The organism is Cellulosimicrobium sp. KWT-B, assembly GCF_002127155.1.
GTDB lineage: Bacteria > Actinomycetota > Actinomycetes > Actinomycetales > Cellulomonadaceae > Cellulosimicrobium > Cellulosimicrobium funkei.
In genome coordinates, this window is the sequence record NZ_NEDO01000001.1 from 859,539 (window position 1) to 884,426 (window position 24,888).

24 protein-coding genes are annotated in these 24,888 nt (G+C 73.4%); 16 read left to right on the forward strand and 8 right to left on the reverse strand.

Annotated elements, in window-relative coordinates:
* The first annotated feature begins 4 nt into the window (after nt 1–4).
* The 3 genes from B9L22_RS03725 to B9L22_RS03735 all read left to right on the forward strand — a co-directional run bounded on the left by B9L22_RS03725 (nt 5) and on the right by B9L22_RS03735 (nt 2,597).
* Nucleotides 5–727 carry a class I SAM-dependent methyltransferase gene (locus B9L22_RS03725; protein WP_086149246.1) on the forward strand — a complete coding sequence of 241 codons (723 nt, stop codon included), beginning with the start codon at nt 5–7 and terminating at the stop codon, nt 725–727.
* 228 nt (nt 728–955) lie between these two features.
* Nucleotides 956–2,182 carry an AAA family ATPase gene (locus tag B9L22_RS03730; RefSeq protein WP_086149247.1) on the forward strand — a complete coding sequence of 409 codons (1,227 nt, stop codon included), beginning with the start codon at nt 956–958 and terminating at the stop codon, nt 2,180–2,182.
* 211 nt (nt 2,183–2,393) lie between these two features.
* Nucleotides 2,394–2,597: a hypothetical protein gene (locus B9L22_RS03735; protein WP_143317046.1), complete on the forward strand. Its 204-nt coding sequence runs from the start codon at nt 2,394–2,396 to the stop codon at nt 2,595–2,597.
* Nucleotides 2,598–3,126: 529 nt separating this feature from the next.
* Here B9L22_RS03735 and B9L22_RS19555 read toward each other — a convergent pair.
* The gene (locus B9L22_RS19555; protein WP_143317048.1) at nt 3,127–3,483 is read right to left on the reverse strand and encodes a hypothetical protein; all 357 of its coding nucleotides are present in this window, start codon (nt 3,481–3,483) and stop codon (nt 3,127–3,129) included.
* A gap of 77 nt (nt 3,484–3,560) precedes the next feature.
* On the opposite strand from B9L22_RS19555, the gene B9L22_RS03745 reads away from it, so the two are divergent.
* The 8 genes from B9L22_RS03745 (at nt 3,561) to B9L22_RS03780 (ending at nt 8,490) form a co-directional block, all read left to right on the forward strand.
* Nucleotides 3,561–4,988 (forward strand): AAA family ATPase, encoded by a 1,428-nt coding sequence (locus tag B9L22_RS03745; protein ID WP_143317050.1) that lies wholly within the window; start codon nt 3,561–3,563, stop codon nt 4,986–4,988.
* A gap of 354 nt (nt 4,989–5,342) precedes the next feature.
* Nucleotides 5,343–5,561, forward strand: a complete 219-nt coding sequence (locus B9L22_RS03750; RefSeq protein ID WP_086149251.1) for a hypothetical protein — start codon at nt 5,343–5,345, stop codon at nt 5,559–5,561.
* A gap of 86 nt (nt 5,562–5,647) precedes the next feature.
* Complete coding sequence (locus B9L22_RS03755) at nt 5,648–6,136, forward strand: hypothetical protein (RefSeq protein ID WP_143317052.1); 489 nt, start codon at nt 5,648–5,650, stop codon at nt 6,134–6,136.
* A gap of 259 nt (nt 6,137–6,395) precedes the next feature.
* Entirely contained in the window at nt 6,396–6,560 is a 165-nt protein-coding gene (locus B9L22_RS20730) for a helix-turn-helix domain-containing protein (RefSeq protein WP_158097140.1), read from the forward strand.
* Nucleotides 6,557–6,949 carry a hypothetical protein gene (locus B9L22_RS03765; RefSeq protein ID WP_086149254.1) on the forward strand — a complete coding sequence of 131 codons (393 nt, stop codon included), beginning with the start codon at nt 6,557–6,559 and terminating at the stop codon, nt 6,947–6,949. Before B9L22_RS20730 ends, B9L22_RS03765 begins: the two co-directional genes overlap by 4 nt.
* Nucleotides 6,946–7,584 (forward strand): hypothetical protein, encoded by a 639-nt coding sequence (locus B9L22_RS03770; RefSeq protein ID WP_086149255.1) that lies wholly within the window; start codon nt 6,946–6,948, stop codon nt 7,582–7,584. The genes B9L22_RS03765 and B9L22_RS03770 overlap by 4 nt, the downstream gene beginning before the upstream one ends.
* Before the next feature lie 63 nt (nt 7,585–7,647).
* Nucleotides 7,648–7,827: a hypothetical protein gene (locus B9L22_RS03775; RefSeq protein ID WP_086149256.1), complete on the forward strand. Its 180-nt coding sequence runs from the start codon at nt 7,648–7,650 to the stop codon at nt 7,825–7,827.
* A 93-nt stretch (nt 7,828–7,920) separates the two neighbouring features.
* Complete coding sequence (locus B9L22_RS03780) at nt 7,921–8,490, forward strand: recombinase family protein (RefSeq protein ID WP_255376880.1); 570 nt, start codon at nt 7,921–7,923, stop codon at nt 8,488–8,490.
* A 12-nt stretch (nt 8,491–8,502) separates the two neighbouring features.
* On the opposite strand, the gene B9L22_RS19560 is transcribed toward B9L22_RS03780, so the two are convergent.
* From B9L22_RS19560 to B9L22_RS19910, 6 genes are all read right to left on the reverse strand, one after another.
* On the reverse strand, nt 8,503–8,886 hold the full coding sequence (locus B9L22_RS19560; protein WP_143317054.1) for a hypothetical protein: 384 nt from the start codon (nt 8,884–8,886) through the stop codon (nt 8,503–8,505).
* A gap of 10 nt (nt 8,887–8,896) precedes the next feature.
* Entirely contained in the window at nt 8,897–9,352 is a 456-nt protein-coding gene (locus B9L22_RS03785) for a hypothetical protein (protein WP_086149257.1), read from the reverse strand.
* Nucleotides 9,353–9,671: 319 nt separating this feature from the next.
* A complete protein-coding gene (locus tag B9L22_RS03790) occupies nt 9,672–10,895 on the reverse strand; it encodes a DUF5677 domain-containing protein (protein ID WP_086149258.1) in 1,224 nt (407 codons plus the stop codon).
* Between the two features lie 123 nt (nt 10,896–11,018).
* Nucleotides 11,019–11,936 (reverse strand): hypothetical protein, encoded by a 918-nt coding sequence (locus B9L22_RS03795; protein ID WP_086149259.1) that lies wholly within the window; start codon nt 11,934–11,936, stop codon nt 11,019–11,021.
* A gap of 37 nt (nt 11,937–11,973) precedes the next feature.
* Nucleotides 11,974–13,359, reverse strand: coding sequence for a recombinase family protein (locus B9L22_RS19565; RefSeq protein WP_158097141.1), 1,386 nt, complete (start codon nt 13,357–13,359; stop codon nt 11,974–11,976).
* A 5-nt stretch (nt 13,360–13,364) separates the two neighbouring features.
* Complete coding sequence (locus B9L22_RS19910; RefSeq protein ID WP_158097142.1) at nt 13,365–13,778, reverse strand: hypothetical protein; 414 nt, start codon at nt 13,776–13,778, stop codon at nt 13,365–13,367.
* Between the two features lie 190 nt (nt 13,779–13,968).
* Between B9L22_RS19910 and recC the strand changes: the two genes are divergently transcribed.
* Genes recC through recD form a run of 3 tightly spaced genes read left to right on the forward strand, consistent with a single transcriptional unit; the run spans nt 13,969 to nt 23,032 of the window.
* Nucleotides 13,969–17,427 (forward strand): exodeoxyribonuclease V subunit gamma, encoded by a 3,459-nt coding sequence (gene recC, locus B9L22_RS03810; protein ID WP_233139807.1) that lies wholly within the window; start codon nt 13,969–13,971, stop codon nt 17,425–17,427.
* A complete protein-coding gene (locus B9L22_RS03815) occupies nt 17,424–20,972 on the forward strand; it encodes a UvrD-helicase domain-containing protein (protein WP_086149262.1) in 3,549 nt (1,182 codons plus the stop codon). The genes recC and B9L22_RS03815 overlap by 4 nt, the downstream gene beginning before the upstream one ends.
* Nucleotides 20,969–23,032 carry an exodeoxyribonuclease V subunit alpha gene (recD, locus tag B9L22_RS03820; protein ID WP_086149263.1) on the forward strand — a complete coding sequence of 688 codons (2,064 nt, stop codon included), beginning with the start codon at nt 20,969–20,971 and terminating at the stop codon, nt 23,030–23,032. The genes B9L22_RS03815 and recD overlap by 4 nt, the downstream gene beginning before the upstream one ends.
* Here the strand turns inward: recD and B9L22_RS20610 are convergent.
* The gene (locus B9L22_RS20610) at nt 23,008–23,130 is read right to left on the reverse strand and encodes a hypothetical protein (protein ID WP_021483523.1); all 123 of its coding nucleotides are present in this window, start codon (nt 23,128–23,130) and stop codon (nt 23,008–23,010) included. The two genes, recD and B9L22_RS20610, sit on opposite strands and share 25 nt — an antisense overlap.
* 71 nt (nt 23,131–23,201) lie before the next feature.
* Between B9L22_RS20610 and B9L22_RS03825 the strand changes: the two genes are divergently transcribed.
* Complete coding sequence (locus B9L22_RS03825) at nt 23,202–24,254, forward strand: LLM class flavin-dependent oxidoreductase (RefSeq protein ID WP_086149264.1); 1,053 nt, start codon at nt 23,202–23,204, stop codon at nt 24,252–24,254.
* A 145-nt stretch (nt 24,255–24,399) separates the two neighbouring features.
* A complete protein-coding gene (locus B9L22_RS03830) occupies nt 24,400–24,888 on the forward strand; it encodes a hypothetical protein (protein WP_086149265.1) in 489 nt (162 codons plus the stop codon).

Consider the following 24,888-nt stretch of genomic DNA (forward strand, 5'->3'; position numbering starts at 1 on the left):
TCGGGTGCCCGACGCCATCTTCGACGACCCCCGCCTCGCCGCCCTCTACGACCCGCTCGACCCGGACCGGTCCGACCTCGACGCCTACGTCGCGATCGTCGACGAGCTGGGCGCGCGCCGAGTGCTCGACGTCGGGTGCGGCACCGGGACGTTCGCGTGCCTGCTCGCGCAGCGCGGCGTCGAGGTGGTCGGCCTCGACCCGGCGGGTGCGTCGCTCGACGTCGCCCGCACGAAGCCGGGCGCCGAGCGCGTGCGCTGGCTGCACGGCGACGCGACGGCCCTCCCCCCGCTCCAGGTCGACCTCGCGACGATGACGGCGAACGTCGCGCAGGTGTTCCTCACCGACGACGCGTGGGCCGCGACGCTGCGGGGCGTCCACGACGCGCTCGTGCCGGGCGGGTGGCTGGTGCTCGAGACCCGTGTCCCCGCCCGTCGGGCCTGGGAGGGGTGGGTCCGGGAGGCGACGACCACGCGCGTGGACGTGCCCGACGTCGGCCCGGTCGAGTCCTGGACCGACCTCACCGACGTGTCGCTCCCCTTCGTGTCCTTCCACGACACGACCGTGCTGCCCGACGGCACCACGCTCCACTCCGACTCGACGCTGCGCTTCCGGGAGCGCGAGGACGTCGAGACGTCGCTCGTGGCGTGCGGGTTCGAGGTCGTGGACGTCCGGGACGCGCCCGACCGCCCGGGTCGCGAGTGGGTCTTCGTGGCGCGGCGCGGCTGAGCCGCGCAAAAGCCCTCTCGCGTCAGCCCCGACGGTCGCCCAGCACGACGACGTCCTCCGGGCGTCCGCCCGACCGTGCGACGTGCGACCGGACCGCGTCCAGCTCCTCCGGGAGCCCCTGGACTAGTCTTTAGCGGAGGTTGACCTCACGTCCGCCATCCGGGCGTGCGTTCTCGCGCACCAAACCATCCCCTCGCCGGTAGTCGCCGTCCCTGCTACGGTCCCGACATGTTCAGCCGACGCGTGCCAGCGCCTGCGGAGGTCTTCACGCCCACGACGCTTCCGCTCCAAGAACACAATGCCTACGTCCATCGGAGCGACGCTGAAGCGAAGATCGAGCGCTATCTGTCTCGTGGTCAGGTGCCACTGATCTACGGCGAGTACGGAGTCGGAAAGACCACGGTCGCGCGGAAGGTCTTGCGCGATCGTGGATTCGAGCCGCACATGGTCTACATGCCCACGACAGCCTCGAAGTCGATTTCGGACGTCATTCGTCTTTCCCTAGAACACCTTGGGGCAACGGTGACCGTGGAATCGGTGCGATCCACCAGCACGGAGGGTGGCCTCAGCGCCAGCTTCGTCGTGGAACTCGGCGGGAGGGTCGCTCGCACCACACAGGACACCGAGCGCTTCGTCGTCGACACGCTGACCGACGAGCGCGCTCTCGCACTTTTCAGGGATAACGAGCTGACGATCGTCATCGACGAACTGCATCGAGCGAGCCCCGAGTTTCGCGGTGGCCTCGCCGATCTAATTAAGGCAAGTCATGGGCAGGAGGATCGCTGGCCGCAGATCGTCCTGATCGGGACATCTGCTGACGCCACGGCTCTGGTTCGTGCGGACGCAGGTATCGACCGCTTCGTAAAGGAGTTGCGGCTTCCGACACTGACCGCGACGGAAGCGCGGGCCCTCGTCACCACAGGCTTCACGACCCTCCAGATAGAGATCGACGACAGTATCGTCGAGCTCGTAGTGCGGACTGCGGCAGGTGCGCCGTCACTCTTGCAGTCGGTCTGCCTCGATATGGCGGAGTCGGCGGTGGCCCGTTCGAACGCCGACGTGAGCCGAGAGGACTACCAATCGGCGGTGCGGAACTACCTCGACGAGAACACCGGCCGCCTCAACGCGGCGTACACAAAGGCGATTGAACACACCGGGCCGAAGCGGTACCGCAAGCAAATTCTCATTGCGATGTCGCAGCTCGAGACCGAGTATCCCGAACTGGAAGAGATCCGAGCTCGCATCGAAGAGAACCTCGGCGAGCGGGTTGAACAGACTGCACTGTCGGGACCCTTGAAGAGCCTCAAGACGGGCCCCGACCGAGTGCTCGTCGACGTGGAGCGATACGAGGGTGGACGCGTTCACAACGTGAGCACGTTCCTCGACCCCATGATGAAGTCGTTCGTGCGCTTCATCACCGAAGCGGAAGCTCAAGGCCTGCTCGGCCCGACGTGAGCGCGTCGCAGCACGACACGAAACCCGTAGCCATCTGGCCCCCAATGGGTTAGGCTTGCGCACTGCCGGGGTAACCCCACCAAGCGCTACACCTCGGCGCCAGAGGCACACGACACGCGACACTCCGCAACACTCAGGGCTCCCAGCGACACGCGAACCGTAGAACCGCACACTCCGAGAAGAGGCTGCGCACAGTTCTACAGAGCCCTACATGCCGAAGGACCGCGTCCAGGTGCTCGCGGGCGAGCACGGTGCCGCCCTCCGTCACCACCCCGAGCGCGCCGAGGAAACCGGCCGCAATCTCAAGTGCGCCAAGTTGGAGCGCGCGATCCGGGAGGCCGTCGCCTCCGCGCCTCCGCTGAGTGCCGCGCAGCGTGACCGCCTCGCCTCGCTCCTGACCGGTGCCGCTCGGTGAGCGCTACAAACTGCCCGGACTGCGGGGGCACCGCCGAGGGCGCCCGCATCGTCCACGAGGACTCCTGCCCCCTCTTCGGTGCGCTTGAGCGGACCTCGGCGGACGACGCGCGCTGGTTCCGCGACCACCCCGGTCAGGCGCGTCGCTACCGCCGCACGACGGCTGCGGAGCGTTCCGAACAGCGGCTCCAGCGCCCCGGCGTCTCCCCGGACACCAAGGTCACCGTCTCGCGGCTCGACCGTGGCGTGCACCAGCACACGGGCTGGCCGAGTGGCTGCAGCACGATCCAGGTGACGAGTGCAGCGGCGCGCACCGTCGCCCCGACGCGTGCGACCACTCGGGGCGGTGTGGCCCGGTGAAGCTCGCCATCGCCACCGCCCCGCGGCGGAACTCGACGCGCTGGGAGCAGGGCACCGTCACGTGGGCGGAGCTGTGCAGCTGGGTGGAGTCGCCCGCGGACCACAAGGAGTGCGGTGGCTACGTCCTCGGCACACTCCGTGGCGGGCGCCGCCGCAAGGACACCGTGCTGTCACGCTCCGGCGTGACGCTCGACGCGGACCACGCCCGGCCCGACCTCCCCGAGGTCATCGAGACCGTGTTCGGCTGGCTCGCCGTCATCCACACCACGCACAGTTCGACGCCGGACGCCCCGCGGTTTCGGATCGTCCTCCCCACCGACCGCGAGATGACGCCCGACGAGGACCGGCGCGTCACGCACGTCCTGATGGACCGCCTCGGCGCCGAACAGTTCGACCGCGGCAGCGCCGAGCCGGAGCGCTTCATGTACCGGCCTGCCACCCAGCGGCCGGAGTGGTTCCAGTCCCGCGTGGTGGACGGCGATCCGCTGCAGGTGGACGAGCTGCTGGCCGAGTACGACCGCATGCACGCGGACGTCACGAGAACGCCCGGAGACGCCGCGAGCACCACCCCGGGGGACGCAGGTATCCCCGCGCTCTCGACGGCGTGGAGAGCGCACCGGAGGACGCGGTGCGCCATCAGATCGACCGCGCCCTGTCCGACCTCGACAACCTGTCCGGCCTCGCCGACGGCGAGCGGATGGACTGGCCGGGCACACCCGACGGCGTCGGGTGGGACCGGGGCACGTGGTATGCCGCTCGGCGCCTCGTGGAGGCGGCCAATTCCAGCAGGAGCTACACGCTGGACGACGCCCGGGAGGACTTTATGAAGCACGCCCCCGCCGCGGAGGGCACGTACAACCCGGAGCACAAGTGGACCGCCGCCGTGCGGGACGTCGGTGCACGGGGCGTGCCGCACGAGGGCGCCGCAGACGTGTTCGGGACGGTGCCTCTTGGTCAGCGTGACGGCGGGGTGTCGTCCTGGTCCGGCGTAGACCTGACCGGGTTCCTCGACGGCACGTACGAGCCTCCGGTTCCGCAGCTGCTGACCCGGACCGACGGTGTCTCGCTGCTGTACCCCGGGCTCATCCACTCGCTCCACGGCGAGTCGGAGTCGGGGAAATCGTTCGTCATGCAGGCGCTCGCCGTTCAGTGCATCTCGGACGGGAAGCCGGTGCTCTACGTCGACCACGAGTCCGACCCCGGCTCGCTGGTCGAGCGCCTGCTGTTGCTCGGCGCGTCGCCCGGGGCCATCGCCCGCTGCTTCGTCTACGTGCAGCCTGAGACCGACCCGGACCGATCCGAGTCCGACCGCGTCGCATTGTACATGCTGCTGGACGCCCGCCCCTACGTGCTCGCCGTGATCGACGGTGTGTCTGAGTCCATGTCCGTCGTGACCGGGGAGTCCAAGGACCCCAACGCCACGGCCATCGAGTGGATGCGCAAGGTGCCGCGCCGCATTGCGGACCGGACCGGCGCCGCTGTTGTTCAGATCGACCACGTCACGAAGAACGCCGACACCCGTGGTCGGTTCGCGATCGGCGGGCAGGCCAAGATGGCGTCCCTCACGGGCGCCGCGTACCTCGTCGACGTGGCTGCCCCGCTCGGGCGCGGGCTGCGCGGAGAACTCGTCCTCAGGGTCGCGAAGGACCGCCCGGGGTACGTGCGTGGCAGGTCAGGGGAGCACCGCCCGGGCGACCGCACGCAGGAGGCGGTACGGGTGGTCGTGGACTCGACGGCCGGTGCCCCCGTTGTGACGGTCCTCCCGCCGCACGTCGGCCTGTCCGTGGACGACGCCCAGGTCCGGGTCCTGCGGGCGATCTGCGATTACCTGGCGGAGCTTCCGGGCGACCACCCCGGCGCGTCGCAGGCTGCCGTGCGGCGCGAGGTGACGGGCAAGAACGACGCCATCGACCTCGGGCTCCGGGCGCTCGTGGAGCGCGGCTACGTGGCCCGTACGGCCAAGGGTCAGTCGATGCGGCACCGCCTCGTTCGGCCCTACACGCCCGAGTTCGAGGAGGCCGAGGATGCCTGACCCCGCCCCGCGCCCCACTGCGCCCCAACCGCGCCCCGGGCGCGGTCCCACAACCGCGCCCCGCGCCCCTCTCCTTATGGAGGGGCGCGGGGGCGTGGTCGCCGAGAGGCCTTCTACAACACCAACAGCCGGGGCGCGGTTGCCGGGTATGGCCACGGCTGACCGGGACCTTTACGCCGCGACGCGCCGGGCTTGCCGGCTCGACGTCTCGCCGGGCACGACGGTGGCCCTCTGCCGTCGTGCCGGGTGCGGCTGGCGGGCCGTCGCCCTTGACCCGGCCCACGCACGCACCCTCCATGCCCAGCACTTCCGCGCCACGCACGCGCGGTCCCCGATCTCACGTAGGAGCACCCCATGACCACGGACCACCCCTTGGACGCCGTCGCCCCGGGCGGACCCCTTGGAGCCGACCCCTCCGACTCGACCCGCTGGGCGGAGTATGCGGCAGCAGCGTTCGGCCCGGACCCCGAGGCCGAGCGTGCGCGGCTCCGCGCCGAGGACGCCGACACAGCAGCAGCACGGACCGCGGCGCTGCAGCGGCTCCGCGACTGGGCGGCCGGGGACGGGGCGTGAGCACCGTCCCGGAGGCCCGCCGCTGTACGGCACGCTCTCGGCGCTCTGGATAGCGCTGCGGGCGCGCCGCTACCCCAGGGACCAACGTGTGTGCTTCGCACGGGAGCAAGGCGCCTGCGGTCCGCCGCGCCGCCGCACGCCGCCTCGCCGAGGCAGCCGCCGAGAAGGCCGTGCAGCGCACCGTGGCCGACCGCGGGCCACTGACCCTCGGGGAGATCTACGCGGAGCTCCTCACCACCGCGGGGACGGTCGTCGCGTGGCGCGACCTGCTCACCGCACGGCTCGACGAGTTCGACGGACGGCTGACGTACACCGATGGTGGCGGCACCGAGCGCGTGAAGGCCGACGTGCAGCTCTTCACGCGCGCCCTCGACCAGGCGACCCGGACCCTGGAGCTGATCGGCCGCCTCGACCTCGACTCGCGGACGGCTGCGCTCTCCCGGCGCCAGGGCGAGGCCATCGCCGGAGTGATCCGGCAGGTGCTCGCCGGGGTCGGACTCACCCCGGAACAGGAGGCCGCGGCGCACGCGCTCCTGCCCGGTGCACTGCGGCAGCTCACGGAGGACCGGCTGTGACGGGCCGCCGTCCCCTCGACGCGCACGTCTCCGGCCCCGCCGCGGTGTGGGTGCTGCGGCGGCTCGACCCCGCCGACGTGCGGCGCTCCATCGCGCACTTCCGGGTGGCGGGACAGAGCGAGCTCGCGGCGGCCCTGGAGGACGCATACCTGGACCTCCACGAGGCCGGGAGGCAGTGGCTCGCGACCCGCGACGAGGACGCCGCTACCGGCCTCGGTAACTCGGTAACGCCACCTGAGGATCGCGGCGCATCGTTCGAGTGGGTGGCTGCCCCAGGGCAGCTGCTGAGCTCGGCGTCAGTGAGCGCCGGGCTCGGCAGCTCGTGGCGGGCGGGCTGCTCACCGGAACCAAGGTCGGGGGCAAGTGGCTCATCGACCGCGACGACGTCGCCCGCCTCGCGGGAGACAGGAGGCTAACCGCATGAGCAAGGACCTGACCGACGACGAGCTCGACCGCGAGCTCGCACGCATGGCCGGGCGTCCCGCCCTGGTAAGTCGCGCGCCCCTCGCGCTGAACGAGGCCGACGGCGACATCACGGGCGACGAGCTCGACGTGGCCCTCGCCCACCTGACCGGGCGGTCCGTCTCGGAGAGGCTGGCGGAGGACGCCGAGCGCGACGGCGCCGCCCGCGAGGCCCGCACGCAGGCCAACGCGCCGACGAGCGCCCGGCCCCGCACCCTGGCCGATGCCGCGTACGAGGCCCGGCGGGCCCCGGTCCGCCGTGGCGCCACGTCGCGCACGGTGGCCGAGGGTCGCCGCGTCGTCCCGATCACCGAGACCGGGCCGTCCCGCGTGATCGGGGGCACGCGATGAGCCGCGCGCTCGACAAGGCACGCGCCGCCGTCGCCACCGCTCAGGGGGAGCTCGACCGCTGGACCACCGCCCTGCACGACGCCGAGGCCGCCGCAGCAGCCGCCGAGCTGGCCGAGCCCGCGACCCCCGACGACCTCGACCGCATCGGCCAGGACGCCACAAGCGCGTCCTCCCGGGCATCCGCCGCGCGGCGCGCGCTCGCGACAGCGACCGTCCGGCTCGACGTCGCCCGCCGCGCCGCCCTGCGCGCCGAGGCTGACGACGAGACGGAGGCCGCGAGGTCGGCTCGCAAGTCCTACGAGACGCATGCCGGCAAGGTCCGGGCCCTGCTGGATCAGTTGGAGAAGCTCGACGGCATCCGGTACGGCAACGCACCGGAGCACCGGGGCACTGGCTGGCGCGACCACCCGGGCACGTCCGTCTCGCTCGACCTCTACCGCCGCCTCTGCACCCACGAAGCACGCGCGGCGGTCCTGCGGTTCGCCGCCGAGCGCGGGCACGCGCCGATGTTCGTCCACGAGCTGGACACCAGGCCCGAGGGCGCACGCCTCAGCGACCAGGTGCAGGGCGAGCAGGTGCCCGAGTCGGTGCATGCGTACGCCGCGACGACCGCCCAGGTGCTCGGCGCGAGCTGAACGGACCTCGGGGAGGGTGGCGCCAGGTGCGCCGCCCTCCCCCACTGCTGGGAGGCTACAGAAATGACTACCGCCGACGAACTCGCGGAGCAGGTACGCCTGATCGAGGCCACACTTGCCACCTTGCCCGAGGACGGCAGCAGCGGGGTCGACCTACGCACGCGCGCCCGGCTGGAGGGGTACGTTGCCGGTGTGCGTGAGGGGCTGGCGGTGCACGTCGAGGAGAGACTTATACAAAAGTGACCCTTGGGCTAGACTGGACATATGGCCGCAGCTCCGCTCCGCACCATCGGCTACGTCCGCGTTTCCACCGCCAAGTAGGAGATCGGCCCCGAGATCCAGGTCGCGGCCCTCACAACCGAGGCTGAGCGCCGAGGTTGGGATTTGGAGCTCCGCCGCGAGGACGCCGCGAGCGCCAAGAGCCTGAAGGGGCGCCCAGTCCTCGCCGGAGCCCTGGCCGACCTGAAGGCGGGCCGGGCCGACGTGCTGGCCGTCGCGAAGCTCGACCGACTTAGCCGATCCGTTGCGGACTTCGCCCGCATCCTCGACGACGCCGAGCGGCAGCGGTGGCACGTCGTCTGCCTCGACCTTGGCGTCGACACGACGACCATCACCGGCCGTGCAATGGCGCAGGTGACGGCGACGTTCGCGGAGATGGAGCGCCGACGCATCGGGGAACGCACCCGCGAAGGCATGGCCAAGATCAAGGCCGAGCACCCTGACCGACACATGGGGCGCCCGGTCAGGCTCACCCCGTACGCGGAGCAGCGCATCCTCGACCTACGTGCGCAGGGCGCGACCCTTCAGGGCATCTGCGACGCGCTCGCCGCCGAGGGCGTCGCCACAGCGACGGGCGGGCGCTGGTGGCCTGCCACCGTGGCGAAGGTGCTCAAGCGGGCGGCGTAATGTCGCTGCTGCTCAGCGGCGCGCGACGGGGTCGTCGCTGCGCGCCATGACCTCTTGGCCTTCGCGCCTTGCCCAATCTCGAATCTCGGGCGCGACCGAGGATGATCTCGCCGACTGTGTCGCCCTAACGGCTTCTATCGCGACCGCGACGGCGTCCAAAGCGGCCTCGGTCTCTTGGGCGTCAAGCTCAGCCTCTGCTTGCTGTCGTCGATGACGCGGCGCGGCTTCGCCAGACCCTGAACTCGCGCGAGGCTCCAAGCGCAGTTCTGCAAGAGCCACCCGCCTCGCGCGCACACGCGCGAGCGCACGCTCCTCGCGTCTGCGCTCCCCGAAGAACGGAAGCAGGCCCCAGCCCACTACGCGCGTCGGCGGCGGCTCGTTGGTCACATCGCTCATGATGACTCCATCATGCACCCAGTATGGAGAACGCCGCGAGAGCAGAGGTGACCAGCGCAACTGGTGCTTGCACCCAGATGAGTCCTCGGACTGCCCGGAGAACGCTTTCGTTCAGTTCCAGTGCTAGTTCGGTAGCTTCGCGCAGTTCTTCTAGCTGACGCGAAACGTCCCAGCGAAAACGCAGCGCCCTGCTTTGCACCTTGACGTGGTCGGGCTCGCGAACTCGGTCGGCAGCGAAGACGAGAAGCGTGAACAGCAGCGTGACTGCGAATCCTATGCTCGTGAGCACGTCGAGCCGCTCGTCGCCTTCGACACGCACTTGAAGCGCCACACCGCACATCGCACCCGCGATGCCAGCGAGAAACGTCGTCACGAGCTTCGCCGTGTCCGTCTGAGAGCGCTGACGCTCGATCACGCGATCCGCTTGGGCGTCGAGCCAAGCGTCGAGGAACTGTTGCGAGGGCACGACGCTAGTCTGGCAGCAAGCAGGGCGTTGCGGCCCTCGTGTCCCTGATCACGCAAGAGTTCACCCGCACAGGGCGCGACTACTCCGCGCTACCGGGTGAACTCAGGTCTCAGGCTGCAGCGTACGCGCGCACCTCAATCGGCCGAGTCGATGGTGATCTCCCGCGGGGGTGTCGGTCACCGCCGCCGCCTCACAGCGTCGAGGGCTTCCGACGCTTCCGCACGCTGCCGCCGTCGCGGTTGGGGCTGCAGAGCCGGTGCGTCGCCGCGTCGCGTCGCGTCGCGTCGCGGGATCCTGCCCCTTTGGTCGCGCACGGACCTCACCCGCGCGGTTTAAGGACGATGGGCTTCTCGAAACGACCGGGGTGCCCCGGGGGTACCAGCACACTCGACGCTGGTACCCACTTCGCGCCGGCCTTCGGTTGGATTTGCACCGCGCCCGGGTCGAAGGAGACGGTGACGGGACGCCCGTTAGGCCCCCCAGCGGCCTCAGCGACCACCTTGTCCCGGACGGCACCAAAGCCCTTTGGCTCACTCCCCGGCGGCTCGGCCACCGCAATCGTCTCGGTTGCAGTCTCGAGGACGTACCAGCGCACACGGCCTGACGGGTAGATCCCCGCTATGGCCGCGAGCCCCGGTGGCGGCGGTGCCGTAGGCCACATCTTGTTGTCTTCATGCTGAAGGCCTTCCATGACCTCCTGCGTGCCATGCAAGAGGTTGGCCGTAAGTCCGCGAAGCCGCTCGGCCTCCATTCGGCCAGTCAGGGTAACCAGATGGCCAGCGATCTCATACATCGACAGGAGACCCTCGCGGTATGCGACGGCTGCCAGTTGCATGTCTGGCCCAATCCGATGAACAGGCGTGCCTTGCACTTCTCGCACGAGGCCCGAGAGTCCGCCCGAACTACCGTGGATAACACCGGACAGGATCCGATAGCCCTCGTAGCCGTCTTCGATGCCGTGAGCGGTGGCGCGTTCAAGCAGGTTTCCCTCCGCCCACCCACGGCGGAACGACTTGCCCCATTTCGTCACCGCGTCCGCGGCCTTCCTCGCGACCTTCCTACGGAGCTCGTCGAGCCGGTCCTTCTCCCTCCGTCTGGTGCGGCCTTTCAAGAGAGGCAGATGCCAGGTACGTTTGCTCACCTGATCGGCTGTCACGTATCGGTGGTCGAGATAGCGGTCGCTCGTGTTCGCGCCCGATGACGTCACGTCCATCAGATTGACGAGGTGCTCATAGAGCGCCCGGGCCGCGTGAGCGGCTGACCGGCCGTCGTAGCGGTCGACGTGCGCAAGAAGCGCGATTGCGTCATTCGCTGCTGCGGTGAGGATGTGGTGTGCAGCTAGATTGGGAAGTTGCGGTCGCAGTGCGCCGACATCCAGACCGAGCGAGTAGACCCAAGCACTGATGTCGTCTTGAAACTGCTCCGAGCGCGAATCCCACAGACTGTCCGGCAATTCGCCGAAAGGGTTCGGCAATTCCCAGCCAGAGCGGTCCCCGTCGTCCCACCGCTTCTCGGGGATCTCCCCGAATGCTCCGATCGTCACAGCCCCAGTCTGACATCTGGGGCTGTAGATCGAGCTGACTGTGGACAGCGTGTCGCCCGAGCTTCAGTGGCACTGTCAGTGTCGGGGTCCCGCGATCGCAATCTTCGGCATTAGCCACGGTGCTCACGCCGACAGCGGCGTGGCTGGCCCGTTCCCGCGCTGCATGAGCCCAACGGCGAAGAGGTTCACCAGCGTGACCGCCATCGAGACAGCAACTGTCGCCTCTTCGATCGAGACGTTGCCAGGCGCCGAGGGCTGACCGGCGTGCCGGTCATGTTGGCCGAACCACACCACGCGCATCATGCCGACGATCACGTCACTCGTCGGCGCCTCGCGGTGCACACGGTCCATCGGCAGAGCCCAGTCCTTCTGGTCCTCGATCTGCTTAAGAACCGTTCCGAGCGACGCACCCTTGTTTGTAGGCGAGACGATCGGCACCGTTGCTTCCTCGATCGCGAGGATCGCCTGCCGGTACGCCTCGCTGGCCTCGGGCCGCAAGTCATACAACTTCTCCCATGCCTTAGCGAGGTAGATCCCGGCTCGCTGAGCACGCGCCATGACCGAGTCAGCCGCCTCCTGGACCCCGAGGGGCACCCGGCGCACGAGAGCCGGACGGCCCGCGCGAGTCCCCACGATGTAGGCAGACTTGCTCCGCTCCAACAATGCGACGAGCTCTTCTGACTTGGCATGACCGTCGTGCGCAAGGAGGTAGTCCGCTACCTGAAGTGGCACTGCGCGCTCACGCAACGTCGAAAGTGCCACGTCGAGCTGTTGGGCCGCCGTGGAACTGGTCAGGTACGCGACTCGAAGGTTGGGAAGGGGCACCTTCAGGCGCTGGCACATTTCCTCCGCTAGCTCAACGTCAAGGGCGTTGACCCGATCGCTTCGCATGCCAACGACCCGCCTAATCGTGAGTGCGCTACGCACCCAGACCCAGAAGGCCGCTTCCATCCACGGCGGGACACCCTCGTGGAGAGCGTCGTACTCAGCGATTTGGTCCTCGTCATCGACCCCCAGCGGTCGCCATGTCTCGTCGGTCACATGGGGATGCTCTCACGCTCCACCCACAACCAGACGCCTACTTGGTCTTCCAGGTGATCGCAACGGTCTCGGGCCGAAACGTTCGCGTGCCGCGCCCAGGCGAGTAGATGGCCACCTCTGCGATGGTGTCGATCACCGCCCGCTGCCTCGCGGTGTCGAGTGCGTCCCACGCGGCGCGCACGTCGCCGCCGTCGAGCAGCGGGGAGAGCACGTCCGCCCGTCCCGCGTCGGCCATCTGGGCTTCGGCGTCGCGCAGCTTCACCTGCAACCGCTCTGTTGCGGCCCGCAGCTGCGAGGCGGTGAGCGCACCGTCCGCAAAGTCCACCGCGAGCGAGTCCATCCGCGCGCGGAGGGCGATCGCCTCGCGGCGCAACGCGTCGAGGTCCGGGTGCTGCTGGTCGTGGGTGAGGTCGCGGGCGTCGGGCTGAGACAGTCGCGCCACCATGACCCGACTCACGTAGTCGTCCACCGGCTCGGCGCGCCGGGAGATGTGCCCGAAGGCACCGGAACACCGGTAGCCGCGTACGCCTCGGTGCGCTCCCCCGGCATGGACGGTCGCACCGCACACGCCGCAACGCGCGAGGCCGGTCAGGAGCGCACGCGCCGACGTGGGCCCTGAGCGGCGTCCAGGAGCGTCGAGAAGCGCGCGGGCGGCCTGCCATGTCGACTCCTCCACCAGAGGCGCCCAGACGGCCTCAGAGACGATTCCGCCCTTGTGTGCGCGCTTCCCCGCATACCGAGGGTTCCGGAGCACCGCGCGGACGTTGTCGCCGCGCCAGGACGAGGGCGTGCCGTCCCTCCGTGGCTGACCAGGCGTGAACCCATCGGCGTTCCACGTTCGGGCGATCTGAGCCAGTGGCACCCCTGCCAGGAGCGCGGCGTACCCCTCGCGCACTGCGCGCGCCTCGTCCTCCCGGACGGTCACCCCGTCCGGCTCATACCCGAACGGGCGACGGCCGCCGACGCGCCGCCCGTCGGCAGCGGCCTGCGCGTTGGCACGCTGCTGCCGATCAGACTTCAGCTCGACCTCGAAGCGAGCGATGCCGCCAAGCTGGTCCGCGATCCAACGCCCCGTGGCGGTCGTGAAGTCCAGATCCGGCCCGTTGATGAGGCTGATCGCGGCGTTGCGATCGCGGCAGAGCTCGTACAGCTGAAGCTCGTCGCGGCGGTTCCGCTGTAGGCGGTCGAGCGACCATGCGACGACGACGTCCGCGCCGCCCGACTTCACGCGCGAGAGCAGCGCCTCGAAGCCCGGACGCCGCCGCCCGCGGTAGGCCGACTGGTCGTTGTCGGACTCGACGGCGACGACCTGCCAGCCTCGCTCTCGGGCGCGCCGCTCGCAGTCCTCGCGCTGCCGGGTGACCCCGGCCTCGCGTCCAGTGCGGTCCTCAGAGATGCGTACGTAGATCACGGCACGTTTCACATCCGCTAATCTAGCGTCCACGTCAGCAGGAGGAAGGTCACCGACGTCCCGGTGTCGTTCACATCCCAGAGCAGCGTCCCGTCCTCGTCGAAGCCCGAGCCGCAGATCGTGAAGGGGGCGACGGCGAGGGCGAGGTCGAGCTCGCGGTCGTCGCGCGGGTCGAGCTCGAGCGAGATCGGGGGCTCCCAGCCGAAACGCCGGGCCAGGCGTCCGCGTCGTGCGCGGCGCAGCTCGTCCAAGGCGTGCACCGCGTGCGTCGCGTCCGGTGGCCACGGCTCGTCGGAGTACACGTCGACCTGGAGCCGCACCACCCGGTCGCGCAGCGCCAGGAGGGCGCCGCGGCACGCGGCCGCGACGGTGCCCGGCGCGGCGCCGTCGGCGATCGTGCACAGCACGGCCGTCGTCCTCCGCTGCCGCATCGGGCCTCCCTCGGGTGCCGGTTCCGCCGCGGCCTCCGCGCGCGTGCGGTGCGGACACCGTAGTGCCCGGGCCGCCTGTGGGCGGCGGTTCGACGGTGTGGGTCGCACCTCGTAGATTCCTCGTAGCGCACGGCCACGGGCCGGGCACATGATCACGCCACCACCACCGACAGGGGTCCTCTTGCTGCACGTGCACCGCTCCGAGCGTGCCGAGGCGCTCGTGGCGCCGCTCGCCGCCGTGCTCGCGGAGGTCCCGGCGGACCCGTTCACACCGGACGTCGTGGCGGTCCCGACGCGCGGGGTGGAGCGGTGGCTCGCGCAGCGGCTCTCGCACCACCTCGGCGCGGGCGAGACGGCGGGGATCTGCGCGAACGTGGACTTCCGGGGCCCGCGGCGGCTCGTCGAGCAGGTCGTGGCCGACCTCACGGACCTCGACCCCGACGACGACCCGTGGCGGCCCGAGCGGCTCGCGTGGTCGGTGCTCGAGGTGCTCGACGCGCACCTCGCCGAACCGTGGACGGCGCCGCTCGCGCGCTACGTCGGCGACCCGGGCGACGAGGTGCGGCGGGGCCGGCGGCTCACGCTCGCGCGACGGCTCGCGGACCTCCTGGTCGACTACGCCCGCCAGCGGCCCGAGGTCGTGCTCGCGTGGTCGGCCCCGGTCGCGGGGACCGCCGTCGCGCCGGACGACCTCGCGTGGCAGCCCGAGCTGTGGCGCCGCCTGGTGGAGCGCGTCCCGGCGACAGACCCGGCGCGGCGCGTGACGGAGGCGGTCGCGGCGCTGCGTGCGGAACCGGCGGCCGTCGACCTGCCGCCGCGGCTGTCCGTGTTCGGGCCCACGCGGCTGCCCGAGGACGAGCTCCGGGTCCTGCGCGCGCTCGCCGAGCACCGCGACGTCCACCTGTGGCTCGTGCACCCCTCGCCGGCGCTGTGGGCGACGGTCGCCGCGTCCGCCGGCGACCCCTCCACGGGCGACGCGAGCCCGGGCGTGGACCGCGCGGGCGCGCCCGTCCGGCGTCGCGCCGACCTGCCGACGTTCGCGCGCCACCCGTTCCTCGCGTCCACCGGCCGGGACACGGTCGAGCTGCAGCTGCGGCTCGCCGCGGGCGAGGCGCGCGAGACCCACCACGCGGCCGCGCCCCCGCCACCGACCCTGCTCGGCGCGCTGCAGTCCGCGCTGCGGGCCGACGAACCGGACGGCGCCCACGTGCTGGACCCGACGGACCGCTCCGTGCAGGTGCTCGCGTGCCACGGCCGGGCCCGGCAGGTCGAGGTGCTGCGCGAGACGCTCGTCGGCCTGTTCTCCGCCGACCCGACGCTCCAGGCGCGCGACGTCATCGTGCTCTGCCCCGACGTCGAGACGTTCGCGCCGCTCGTCACCGCGACCTTCGGCGCCGTCCCCGAGCTCGGGGACGACGCCCACCCGGGCCAGCGGCTGCGGGTCAGCCTCGCGGACCGCGGCGCCGGGACGACCAACCCCGTGCTCGCGCTGCTCGCCACGCTGCTGCGCCTCGCGGACGGCCGCGTCACGGCGTCCGAGGTGCTCGACCTCGCGGCGAGCGGCCCGGTCCGCCGCCGGTTCCGCTTCTCCGACGACGACGTCGACCGCCTGCGGCAGTGGGCCGTCGAGGCGGGTGTGCACTGGGGCGAGGACGGCGAGCGGCGTGCCCGCTTCGGGATCGACGGGCACGTGCGGCAGGGCACGTGGGACGCGGCGCTCGACCGCATCCTGCTCGGCGCCGCGATGGCCGACGAGGACGCCCGGTTCGTCGGGCCCGCGCTCCCGCTGGACGACGTCGGCTCGACGGACGTGGACCTCGCGGGCCGGCTCGCGGAGCTCGTCGCGCGGCTCACGGAGATCCTGCGCGGCCTCGACGGCGTGCACCCGCTCGCGCACTGGCTCGACACCCTCGACCGCGCGCTCACGCTCCTGGCGGAGGCGCCGCCGACGGAGGCGTGGCAGATCGGCTCCGCGCGCCGCGTGCTGGGCGACGTCCGGGCGGCGGGTGCCGCGCACGGCGGCGTCGCGCTGCGGCTCGCGGACGTGCGGGCGCTGCTCGACGACCGCCTGGCCGGGCGCCCCACGCGCGCCGGGTTCCGCACGGGCGCGCTCACCGTGTGCTCGCTCGAGCCGATGCGCTCGGTGCCGCACCGAGTCGTGTGCCTCCTCGGGCTCGACGACGGCGTTTTCCCCCGCACCGCCGCGCCCGCGGGCGACGACCTGCTCGCCCGGCACCCCGAGATCGGCGAGCGCGACGCGCGCAGCGAGGACCGGCAGATCTTCCTCGACGCCGTCGCCGCGGCGGGCGACCACCTCGTCGTCGTGCACACGGGTGCCGACGAGCGCACCGGGGCGCCGCGCCCGCCCGCGGTCCCCGTGGCGGAGCTGCTCGACGCGCTGGACCGGGTGGCCACCACGGCCGACGGGCGCCCCGCGCGCGAGCACGTCGTCGTGCAGCACCCGCTCCAGACGGTCGACGAGCGGAACTTCACGCCGGGCGCGCTCGGCGTCCACGGACCGTTCAGCCACGACGACGCCGCGTTCGCCGGGGCCCGCCAGGCGCGCGAGAAGCGTGAGCCGGTCGGGGCGCTCGTCGGCGCACCGCTCTCGCTGCCGACCGGTGCCGCCGTCGGCTCCGTGGAAGAACCGGGGTCGCCCACGGCAGCCGGGGGCCGCGCCGACGTCGAGCTCGACGACCTGGTCCGCCTGCTCGAGAACGCGCCCCGCTGGTTCGCGCAGCACACGCTCGACGTGGGTCTCGTGCTGGAGGAGGAGGACGTCGAGGACCGGCTGCCCCTCTCCCTCACGGGGCTCGCGGGCTGGGGCGTGGGCGACCGCGTGCTGCGGGCCGCGCTCGCGGGCGTCGACCCGAACCGCGCGATGCAGGCCGAGTGGCGGCGCGGCCAGGTCCCGCCGCGCGAGCTCGGCCGGTCGGCGCTCCAGGAGGTCGTCCGGGCCGTGGGGCCGCTCCGGGTCGCGGCCGTCGAGGCCGCGCGCGAGGCCGACGTCGCGGCCGGTCGTCCCGTGAGCCAGGACGTGCTGAGCTCCGCCGAGACGGTCGACGTGCGGGCCACTCTCCCGGACGGCGGCACGCTCGTCGGCAGCGTGCCAGGCGTGCACGGCGCGCGCGTGGTGCGCACGGAGTACTCGCGGCTCGGGCCGAAGCACCGGCTGCGCGCCTGGGTGCAGGCGCTCGCGCTGCGCGTGAGCGACCCGGACCGCCCGTGGGACGCCGTCGCGATCGGCCGGTCCCCCCGCGGCCCGGGGGTCGCGTGGTCGACGCTCACGCCGCCCGACCGCGACACGGCGGCCGCCGTGCTGGCCGACCTCGTGGCCCTGCGCGACGAGGCCGCCCGCGAGCCCCTGCCGCTGCTGCCCGAGGTCGCGCTCCGCTACGCCGAGGAGCGGCGCACCACCGACGCGCGCGACGCCCTGATGCGCGCCGGGTGGGCGTGGAACAAGGGCTTCGAGCGCAAGGACCCGTACGTCGTGCTCGCGTGGGGCCAGGACCCCGCGCTCCCCGACCTCGCGGGCCACGCGACGACCGCCGACCTGGGCCGCTTCCCCGACGACCCGACCCGCCTCGGCGCGCTCGCGCGCCGCGTGTGGGACCCCCTGCTGGAGCACGAGCTGCGAGGTGCGCGATGAGCGGCCCGACGTCCGCACCCGCCACGCCCGCCCCGGCGTCCGGACCCGCGGCGCCCGGACCCGTCGCGGGGAGCCCGCGGCGCTTCGACCCGTTCGGCGACCTGCCGCGCGGGACGGTCGTGCTCGAGGCGAGCGCTGGCACGGGCAAGACGCACACCATCGCGACCCTCACGACGCGCTACGTCGCCGAGGGCGTGGCGGCGCTGCCCCAGATCATGCTCGTGACGTTCGGCCGGGCCGCGACGTCGGAGCTGCGCGACCGCGTGCGCGAGCGCCTCGTCGCGACCGAGCGCGCGCTGCGCGGCCCCGACCCGGCGCACAGCACCGACGAGCTCGTCGCGTTCCTCGCCGCGGTCGACGCCGACGAGCTCGCCCGCCGTCGCGAGCGCCTGCGCGTCGCGCTGTCCCAGCTCGACGCCGCGACCATCACGACGACGCACGGGTTCTGCCAGCAGATGCTCACCGCGCTCGGGACGGCGGCCGACGTCGACCTCGCGACGAGCTTCCTGCCCGACGTGGCCGACCTCGTCGAGGAGGTCACGGACGACCTGTACGTGCGGCGGTTCGCCGACCAGAGCGAGCCGATCCTCTCGCCGCGCGACGTGCGCGCGGTCGCCCGCGCGGCGGTGAGCGACCACGGGGCGGTGGTCGCGCCGTCGGACGCGGCCGAGGGCTCGGTGGCCGCGGCGCGGTACGAGGTCGCCGTCGCCGCCCGCCGCGAGGTGGAGGCGCGCAAGCGCGCGATGCACCTGCTCGACTACGACGACCTCCTCGTCCTGCTGCGCCGCGCCCTCACCGACCCGGAGCACGGTGCGACGGCGACGCAGCGCGTCCGGTCGAGGTTCCGCGTCGTCATGGTGGACGAGTTCCAGGACACGGACCCCGAGCAGTGGGCGATCCTGCGCACCGCGTTCCACGGGCGGCCCGACGAGAGCAGCGCGCTCGTCCTCATCGGGGACCCCAAGCAGGCGATCTACGCGTTCCGCGGCGCGGACGTCGTGACGTACCTGCAGGCCGTCGAGGACGCGACGGACACCGCGACGCTCAGCACGAGCTGGCGCAGCGACGGCCCGCTCCTCGCGGGCCTGCACGCGCTGCTCGGCGAGACAGCGCTCGGCGACCCGCGCATCGTCGTGCGCCCGGTCGACGCGGCACACCCCGAGGCACGGTTCTCCGGCGGCGCGCCGGTGCGGCTGCGGCAGGTGACGCGTCGCGCCTACCGGCTGGGCGCCTCGTCGGCGCCGTCGGCCCCGGACGCGCGCGGCCTGCTCGCGAAGGACGTCGCGGCCGACGTCGCGAGCCGCCTCGGCACCGCGTCCGGCGGGGGCGACCGCGTGCGCGACGACACCGGCGGGGCGGCGGGCGACGCGGCGCGCTGGCGCCCGCTCGAGCCGCGCGACGTCGCCGTGCTGACGCGCACGAACGCGCAGGCCGAGGCGGTGCGCTCGGCGCTCGTCGCGCTGGGCGTTCCGGCGGTCGTGTCCGGGCCGTCGAGCGTGTTCGGGTCGGCCGCGGCGCAGGACTGGCTCACGCTCCTCGCGGCGCTGGAGCAGCCGGGCCTCCACCGGCGCGCGACGGCGCTCGCCCTCACCCCGTTCGTCGGCTGGGACGCGCAGCGCCTCGCGACGGCGGACGACGCGGACCACGACGAGCTCGGCGACACGGTCCGGGCCTGGGCGCACCTGCTCGCCGACCGGGGCGTGGCCGCGGTCGCGGAGGTCGCCGCACGGCGGGGGGCGACGGCACGCGTCATGGCGCGCGCCGACGGCGAGCGCTACCTCACCGACCTGCGCCACGTCACGCAGGCGCTGCACGAGGCCGCGACGACCGAGGGGCTCGGCACGGCCGCGCTCACGGCCTGGCTCCGGACCCGGATCGCGGAGGTCGGGACGGTCTTCACCGACGAGCGCACCCGCCGTCTCGAGACCGACGCCGCCGCCGTTCAGGTCGTCACCGTGCACGCCGCGAAGGGCCTTGAGTTCGGCGTCGTCTACGTCCCGTTCGGGTGGGAGCGGTTCGAGCCCGACGACCAGGAGCTGTTCGCGTTCCACGACGACCACGGGCAGCGCGTGCTGCACCTCGGCGGGGTCGGCTCCCCCGGGTTCGTGGACGCCAAGGCGCGCTGGCGCGACGAGGAGCTGGGCGAGGACCTGCGCCTGCTGTACGTGGCGCTCACCCGAGCTCGGCACCAGGTGGTCGTGCACTGGACCCCCACGAAGCGCAGCACGGGATCGGGACCGCTCACCCGCCTCCTGCTCGCCGACCGGATGCTCGGCGGCGAGCCCGGGCGCCACGCGCGGCCCGACGCGATGCGCGACGACGCCGTCCGGTCCGCGTTCGAGGCCGTCGCGGCGCGGTCGGGCGGGACGGTCGTCGTCGAGCAGGTCGACGCGCGGCCGAAGGGCGAGCGCTGGTCGCCCGGCACCCGGTCGGGCACGGACCTCGCGCTCGCGACCGCTGCCCACCTCCCGGACCGCGACTGGCGTCGGGCGTCGTACTCGGCCCTGACCGCGGCCGCGCACCACGGCCCGGTCGGCGGGATCGAGAGCGAGCCCGAGGACCCGGGCGTGCAGGACGAGCCCGAGGAGACCACCGACGACGACACCGCCGCGCCCTCGGCCCCGGCCTCGACCCCGCGCCCCGGCGCGGACGTGCCGTCCCCGTACGAGGGGCAGCCGGGCGGCACCGCGTTCGGCACGCTCGTGCACGAGATCCTCGAGTACGTCGACACCGCGGCCGACGACCTCGACGCCGAGGTGCGCGCCCGCTGCGCACAGGCGGCGACGGTGCGTGTGCCGGGCGTCGAGCCCGTCGCGCTCGCGACGGCGCTCGGCCTGTCGCTGCGCACGCCGCTCGGCCCGATCGCGGGCGGGCTCACGCTCGCCGACGTCGACCCGCGCGACCGGCTGCCCGAGCTCGAGTTCGAGCTCCCGCTCGCCGGGGGCGACGAGACGGAGGGCGTGCGCCCCGCGACGCTGCGCGACCTCGCGGACGTCCTGCGGGCGCACCTGCCCGCCGACGACGCGTTCGCGCGCTACCCCGACCTGCTCGCGGCGCTGGCCGACGAGTCCGAGACCAGCACGGGCACCGGCGGCGTCCCGCTGCGCGGCTACCTCACGGGCTCGATCGACGCCGTGCTGCGCGTGCCCGCCCCGGGTCCCGACGGCGCTCCGGGCAGGGATCCGGGCGGCCGCCGCCGGTACCTCGTCGTCGACTACAAGACGAACCGCGTGGGGCCGCCCGGGGTCCCGCTCGCCGTAGGCGACTACCACCCCGACGCCATGCGCGACGCGATGCTCGCCTCGCACTACCCGCTGCAGCTCGTGCTCTACCTCGTCGCGCTCCACCGCTACCTGCGGTGGCGCGTGCGCGACTACGACCCGGACCGCGACCTCGCGGGCGGGGCGTACCTCTTCGTGCGCGGCATGGCCGGCCCGGACACGCCCCGCGGCCCCGACGGCACCCCGTACGGCGTCGTCGCATGGAGCCCGCCGCCCGGGCTCGTCGTCGCCCTGTCCGCCCTGCTCGACGGAGGTCGCGCATGACCACGACCACTCCCGGGTCGGCGCTCCGGCCCCCCGCTCCTCCTGCGGGCGACGCGGTCGACGAGGGCGACCCGCGGCTCGCCGTCGGCGTGCCGGCGGGCCTGGCGCCGTTCAACGTCGCGCGCGTGGTCTCGGCCGCCGACGTGCGCGTCGCGCTGCGGCTCGGCCGGCTCACGGGCGAGCACGACGACCAGGTGCTGCTCGCCGTCGCGCTCGCCGTCCGTGCCGTGCGCAGCGGCTCCGTGTGCGTGCGCCTCGACGACCTCGGCTCCCTGGCGCTGCCCGAGGACGAGGAGGCCGCCCGGACCGACGCCGCCGACCTGCCGTGGCCGGACCGCACCGCGTGGGCCGACGCCGTCGCGCGCAGCCCGCTCGTCGCCGTCGGGGTCGACGGCCCGCCCGACCGCCCCGCGCGCTGGGTCGGGGGCGCGCTGTACCTCGACCGCTACTGGCGCGACGAGCTCGCGGTCCGGCACGACGTCGACGGCCGGCTCGCGGCGCCCGACCTGCCGGTGGACGCCGACCGTCTCGACGCCGCGCTGGCCCGCCTCTTCCCCGCGGCGGAGGACACGCGCCAGCGGCTCGCCGCCGCGCACGCCGCCACGCGCCGGCTCACCGTGCTCACGGGTGGCCCCGGCACGGGCAAGACGACGACGGTCGCGCGGCTGCTCGCCGTCCTGCACGACGCCGTCCCGCACGACGCTGCCCGTCCCGCGGCCGCGGTGGTGCCCGCTCCGTCGCGCGCGGAGGCGACCGCCCCGGCCGACCAGGGCACGGCGCTGCGCGTCGCGCTCGCCGCCCCGACCGGGAAGGCGGCCGCACGGCTCCAGGAGGCGGTGCGCGAGGTCGTCGCCGGGTTCGGGGACGCCGCCGACCGCGCGCGCGTCGGGACTCCCGTCGCGACGACGCTGCACCGCCTGCTCGGGTACCGGCCGGGCAGCAGCACCCGGTTCCGTCATGACGCGCACCACCACCTGCCGCACGACGTCGTCGTCGTCGACGAGACGTCGATGGTCGCGCTGCCGCTCATGGCGCGGCTGCTCGAGGCGCTGCGGCCGGACGCGCGGCTCGTGCTCGTCGGGGACCCGGACCAGCTCGCCTCGGTGGAGGCCGGTGCCGTGCTCGGCGACCTCGTGCACCGCGAGCCCGTCACGCCCCCGGCCACCGCACCGGTCGTGCTCGCGGCGGCCGAGACCGCGCTGGCCGACGCGCCGCCGCCCGCCGACGGCGAGGTCGACGACCGGGCGGTGCTCGGCAACGGCGTCGTCCGGCTGCGCACCGTCCACCGTCAGGACCGCGACTCGGAGATCCTGCCGCTCGCCGCCGCGATCCGGGCCGAGGACGCGGAGGCGACGCTCGCCCTGCTGCGCGCGGGGCACGGGTCCGTGGAGTTCCTCGAGACGCCCGACGACGAGCCCGACGACGCGGTGCTGGCCGCGGTCCGCGCGGACGCCGTCGCTGCGGGGACCCTGCTCGTCGAGGCCGCGCGCGCCGGGGACGCGGCCGCCGCGCTCGACGCGCTCGCGCGGCACCGCGTCATGGTGGCGCACCGGCGCGGGCCCGCGGGGCGCGGCCGGTGGGCGGCGCAGGTCGAGGCGTGGGTCGAGGAGGCGACCGGCCACCACGCGACCGACTCCCCGTGGGTCGCCGGGCGGCCCCTGCTCGTCACGACGAACGACGCCGAGGTCGGCCTCTACAACGGCGACACCGGCGTGCTCGTCGCGGAGCCCTCGGGCGGGGTCGTCGCCGTGTTCGGGGACCCGCGCGCGCCGCTGCGCGTGCGCACGCACCGGCTGCCGCCCGTGGAGACCGTGCACGCCATGACGGTCCACCGCGCCCAGGGCAGCCAGTTCGACCGGGTCACACTCGTCCTGCCGCCCGCGACCTCGCCGCTGCTCACGCGCGAGCTGCTGTACACGGCGGTGACGCGCGCGCAGTCGTTCGTGCGCGTCGTCGGCTCCGAGGACGCCGTGCGCACCGCGGTGACGAGCCCGGTCCACCGGGCGAGCGGGCTGCGGACTCCGCTGCCCGGCGGTCAGTCCTCGGTGCGCTCCGCCTGATCCCGCTCGCGCAGCTCCTTGAGGCGGCCCCAGGGCACGAGCACGATCCAGGCGACGGACGCGACGGCGGCGCCCATGATCATCGAGGGGACGTCCATGGCGACCATCCTGGCAGGCGTGCGCGGTCGCCCCGGGGAATGAGGCACGAGGGTGGCCGGTTGGCACCAGGGTGAGCACCCAGACCCCCCGCCTGTCCGTCCTCGACCTCGTGCCCGTCCGCTCGGGCCAGTCCAGCACCCAGGCGGTGCGAGCGTCGCTCGACCTGGTCCGCCTCGCCGACCGGCTCGGCTTCGAGCGCTACTGGTTCGCCGAGCACCACAACATGCCCGCGGTCGCGGCCTCGACCCCGCCCGTGATGATCGCCGCGGCGGCGTCGGTGACGGACCGGATCCGCGTCGGCTCCGGCGGCGTCATGCTGCCCAACCACGCGCCGCTCGTCGTGGCCGAGCAGTTCGCGGCGCTCGAGGCGATCGCGCCGGGGCGGGTCGACCTGGGCCTCGGCCGCGCCCCCGGCTCGGACCCGGTCGTCACGCAGCTCCTGCGCATCACCGGCCCGACGGCCGACGTCGACCGCTTCCCCCAGCACGTCACGGACATCCTCGCGCTCATGAGCCCGCAGGGCGCGACGCTGCGCCTCACGAGCGGGCAGGTCTACGACGTGCACGCGACGCCCGCCGCGGACGGTACCCCGACGGTCTGGCTGCTCGGGTCGAGCGACTACTCCGCGCGCCTCGCGGCCGAGCTCGGCCTGCCGTACGTGTTCGCGAACCACTTCTCGGGCCAGGGCATCGACGAGATCCTCGCCCTGTACCGCGAGGGCTACCGCCCGAGCGAGGCGTTCCCCGAGCCCCGCACGTTCCTCACCCTCAACGCCGTCGTCGCGGAGACCGATGACGAGGCGCGCGCCCGGGCACTCCCCCAGGCCCGCATGATGGCGCGCCTGCGCACCGGGCAGGCGCTCACCGCGCTCGAGACCGTCGAGGAGGCGCAGGCCGCGCCGCTCGACGGTGCGGCCGGGGAGATGGTCCAGGACAGCCTGCGCCGCTGGGCCGTCGGGACGCCCGACGCCGCGGCGGCGGAGGTCCGTCGGCTCGCCGAGCGGCACGGCGTGGACGAGGTCATGGTCGTGCCCGTCGCCGCGTCCCGTGCGGACGAGGCGCTCGACGCGACGCCGGGCCGCGCGAGCACGCTCGAGCTCCTCGCGGGAGAGCTCGCCGCCTGACCCTCCCCGCCGAGCACGACGTCGCTGTCGCCAGGGCGCCCGTCACGACAGCAAGGTCGTGCTCGACGCGGAGCGACGTCGTGGTCGGCGTCGGCGCGGTGGCGGGGACGCTGCGGCGTCGGTGGGAGGCGGTAGCGTCGCGCGCATGACCACGAAGTACGACGACGCGTCCTGGCACTCCGGCGGCGAGGGCTACCCGCCCGAGGCCGGTCCCGAGGCGGGGGCGACGCACATCGGCATGTTCCTCGCGTGGGCGGTGCTCGCGGGGCACGCGTCCCCGGAGCTCGAGGAGGACTCCGAGGACGAGCTCGCGGCGCTGCGCGAGCGCACCGTCACGCCGGGCGCGTTCGTGCACGAGTCGTGCGACGGCAAGCTCGTCGACCACGACCTCGACGACATCGGCACGGCGTTCGCGAACGCCTACTACGCGGGCGACGACGAGGACGAGGGCGACGGCGGCCTCTACCTCGAGGACTACGTGGACGCCGTGAGCCCCGGCGACGGGGAGCCCGAGGACGTGTACCGCGTCCCGGACACGTGGGAGACGTACGAGCTCGTCGCGCCGCTGATCGACGCGCGGTTCGCCCAGTGGGACGACGAGGGCCGCCCGGCGGTCCTGCGGCACCGCGCGTGA

Excerpts from the sequence above, each read along its gene's own strand:
- B9L22_RS03730 (WP_086149247.1), top strand. The coding sequence starts at position 956 with ATGTTCAGCCGACGCGTGCCAGCGCCTGCGGAGGTCTTCACGCCCACG.
- B9L22_RS03735 (WP_143317046.1), top strand. The coding sequence starts at position 2,394 with ATGCCGAAGGACCGCGTCCAGGTGCTCGCGGGCGAGCACGGTGCCGCC.
- B9L22_RS03750 (WP_086149251.1), top strand. The coding sequence starts at position 5,343 with ATGACCACGGACCACCCCTTGGACGCCGTCGCCCCGGGCGGACCCCTT.
- B9L22_RS03765 (WP_086149254.1), top strand. The coding sequence starts at position 6,557 with ATGAGCAAGGACCTGACCGACGACGAGCTCGACCGCGAGCTCGCACGC.
- B9L22_RS03770 (WP_086149255.1), top strand. The coding sequence starts at position 6,946 with ATGAGCCGCGCGCTCGACAAGGCACGCGCCGCCGTCGCCACCGCTCAG.
- B9L22_RS03775 (WP_086149256.1), top strand. The coding sequence starts at position 7,648 with ATGACTACCGCCGACGAACTCGCGGAGCAGGTACGCCTGATCGAGGCC.
- B9L22_RS19560 (WP_143317054.1), bottom strand. The coding sequence starts at position 8,886 with ATGAGCGATGTGACCAACGAGCCGCCGCCGACGCGCGTAGTGGGCTGG.
- B9L22_RS19910 (WP_158097142.1), bottom strand. The coding sequence starts at position 13,778 with ATGCGGCAGCGGAGGACGACGGCCGTGCTGTGCACGATCGCCGACGGC.
- B9L22_RS03815 (WP_086149262.1), top strand. The coding sequence starts at position 17,424 with ATGAGCGGCCCGACGTCCGCACCCGCCACGCCCGCCCCGGCGTCCGGA.
- recD (WP_086149263.1), top strand. The coding sequence starts at position 20,969 with ATGACCACGACCACTCCCGGGTCGGCGCTCCGGCCCCCCGCTCCTCCT.
- B9L22_RS20610 (WP_021483523.1), bottom strand. The coding sequence starts at position 23,130 with ATGGACGTCCCCTCGATGATCATGGGCGCCGCCGTCGCGTCCGTCGCC.
- B9L22_RS03830 (WP_086149265.1), top strand. The coding sequence starts at position 24,400 with ATGACCACGAAGTACGACGACGCGTCCTGGCACTCCGGCGGCGAGGGC.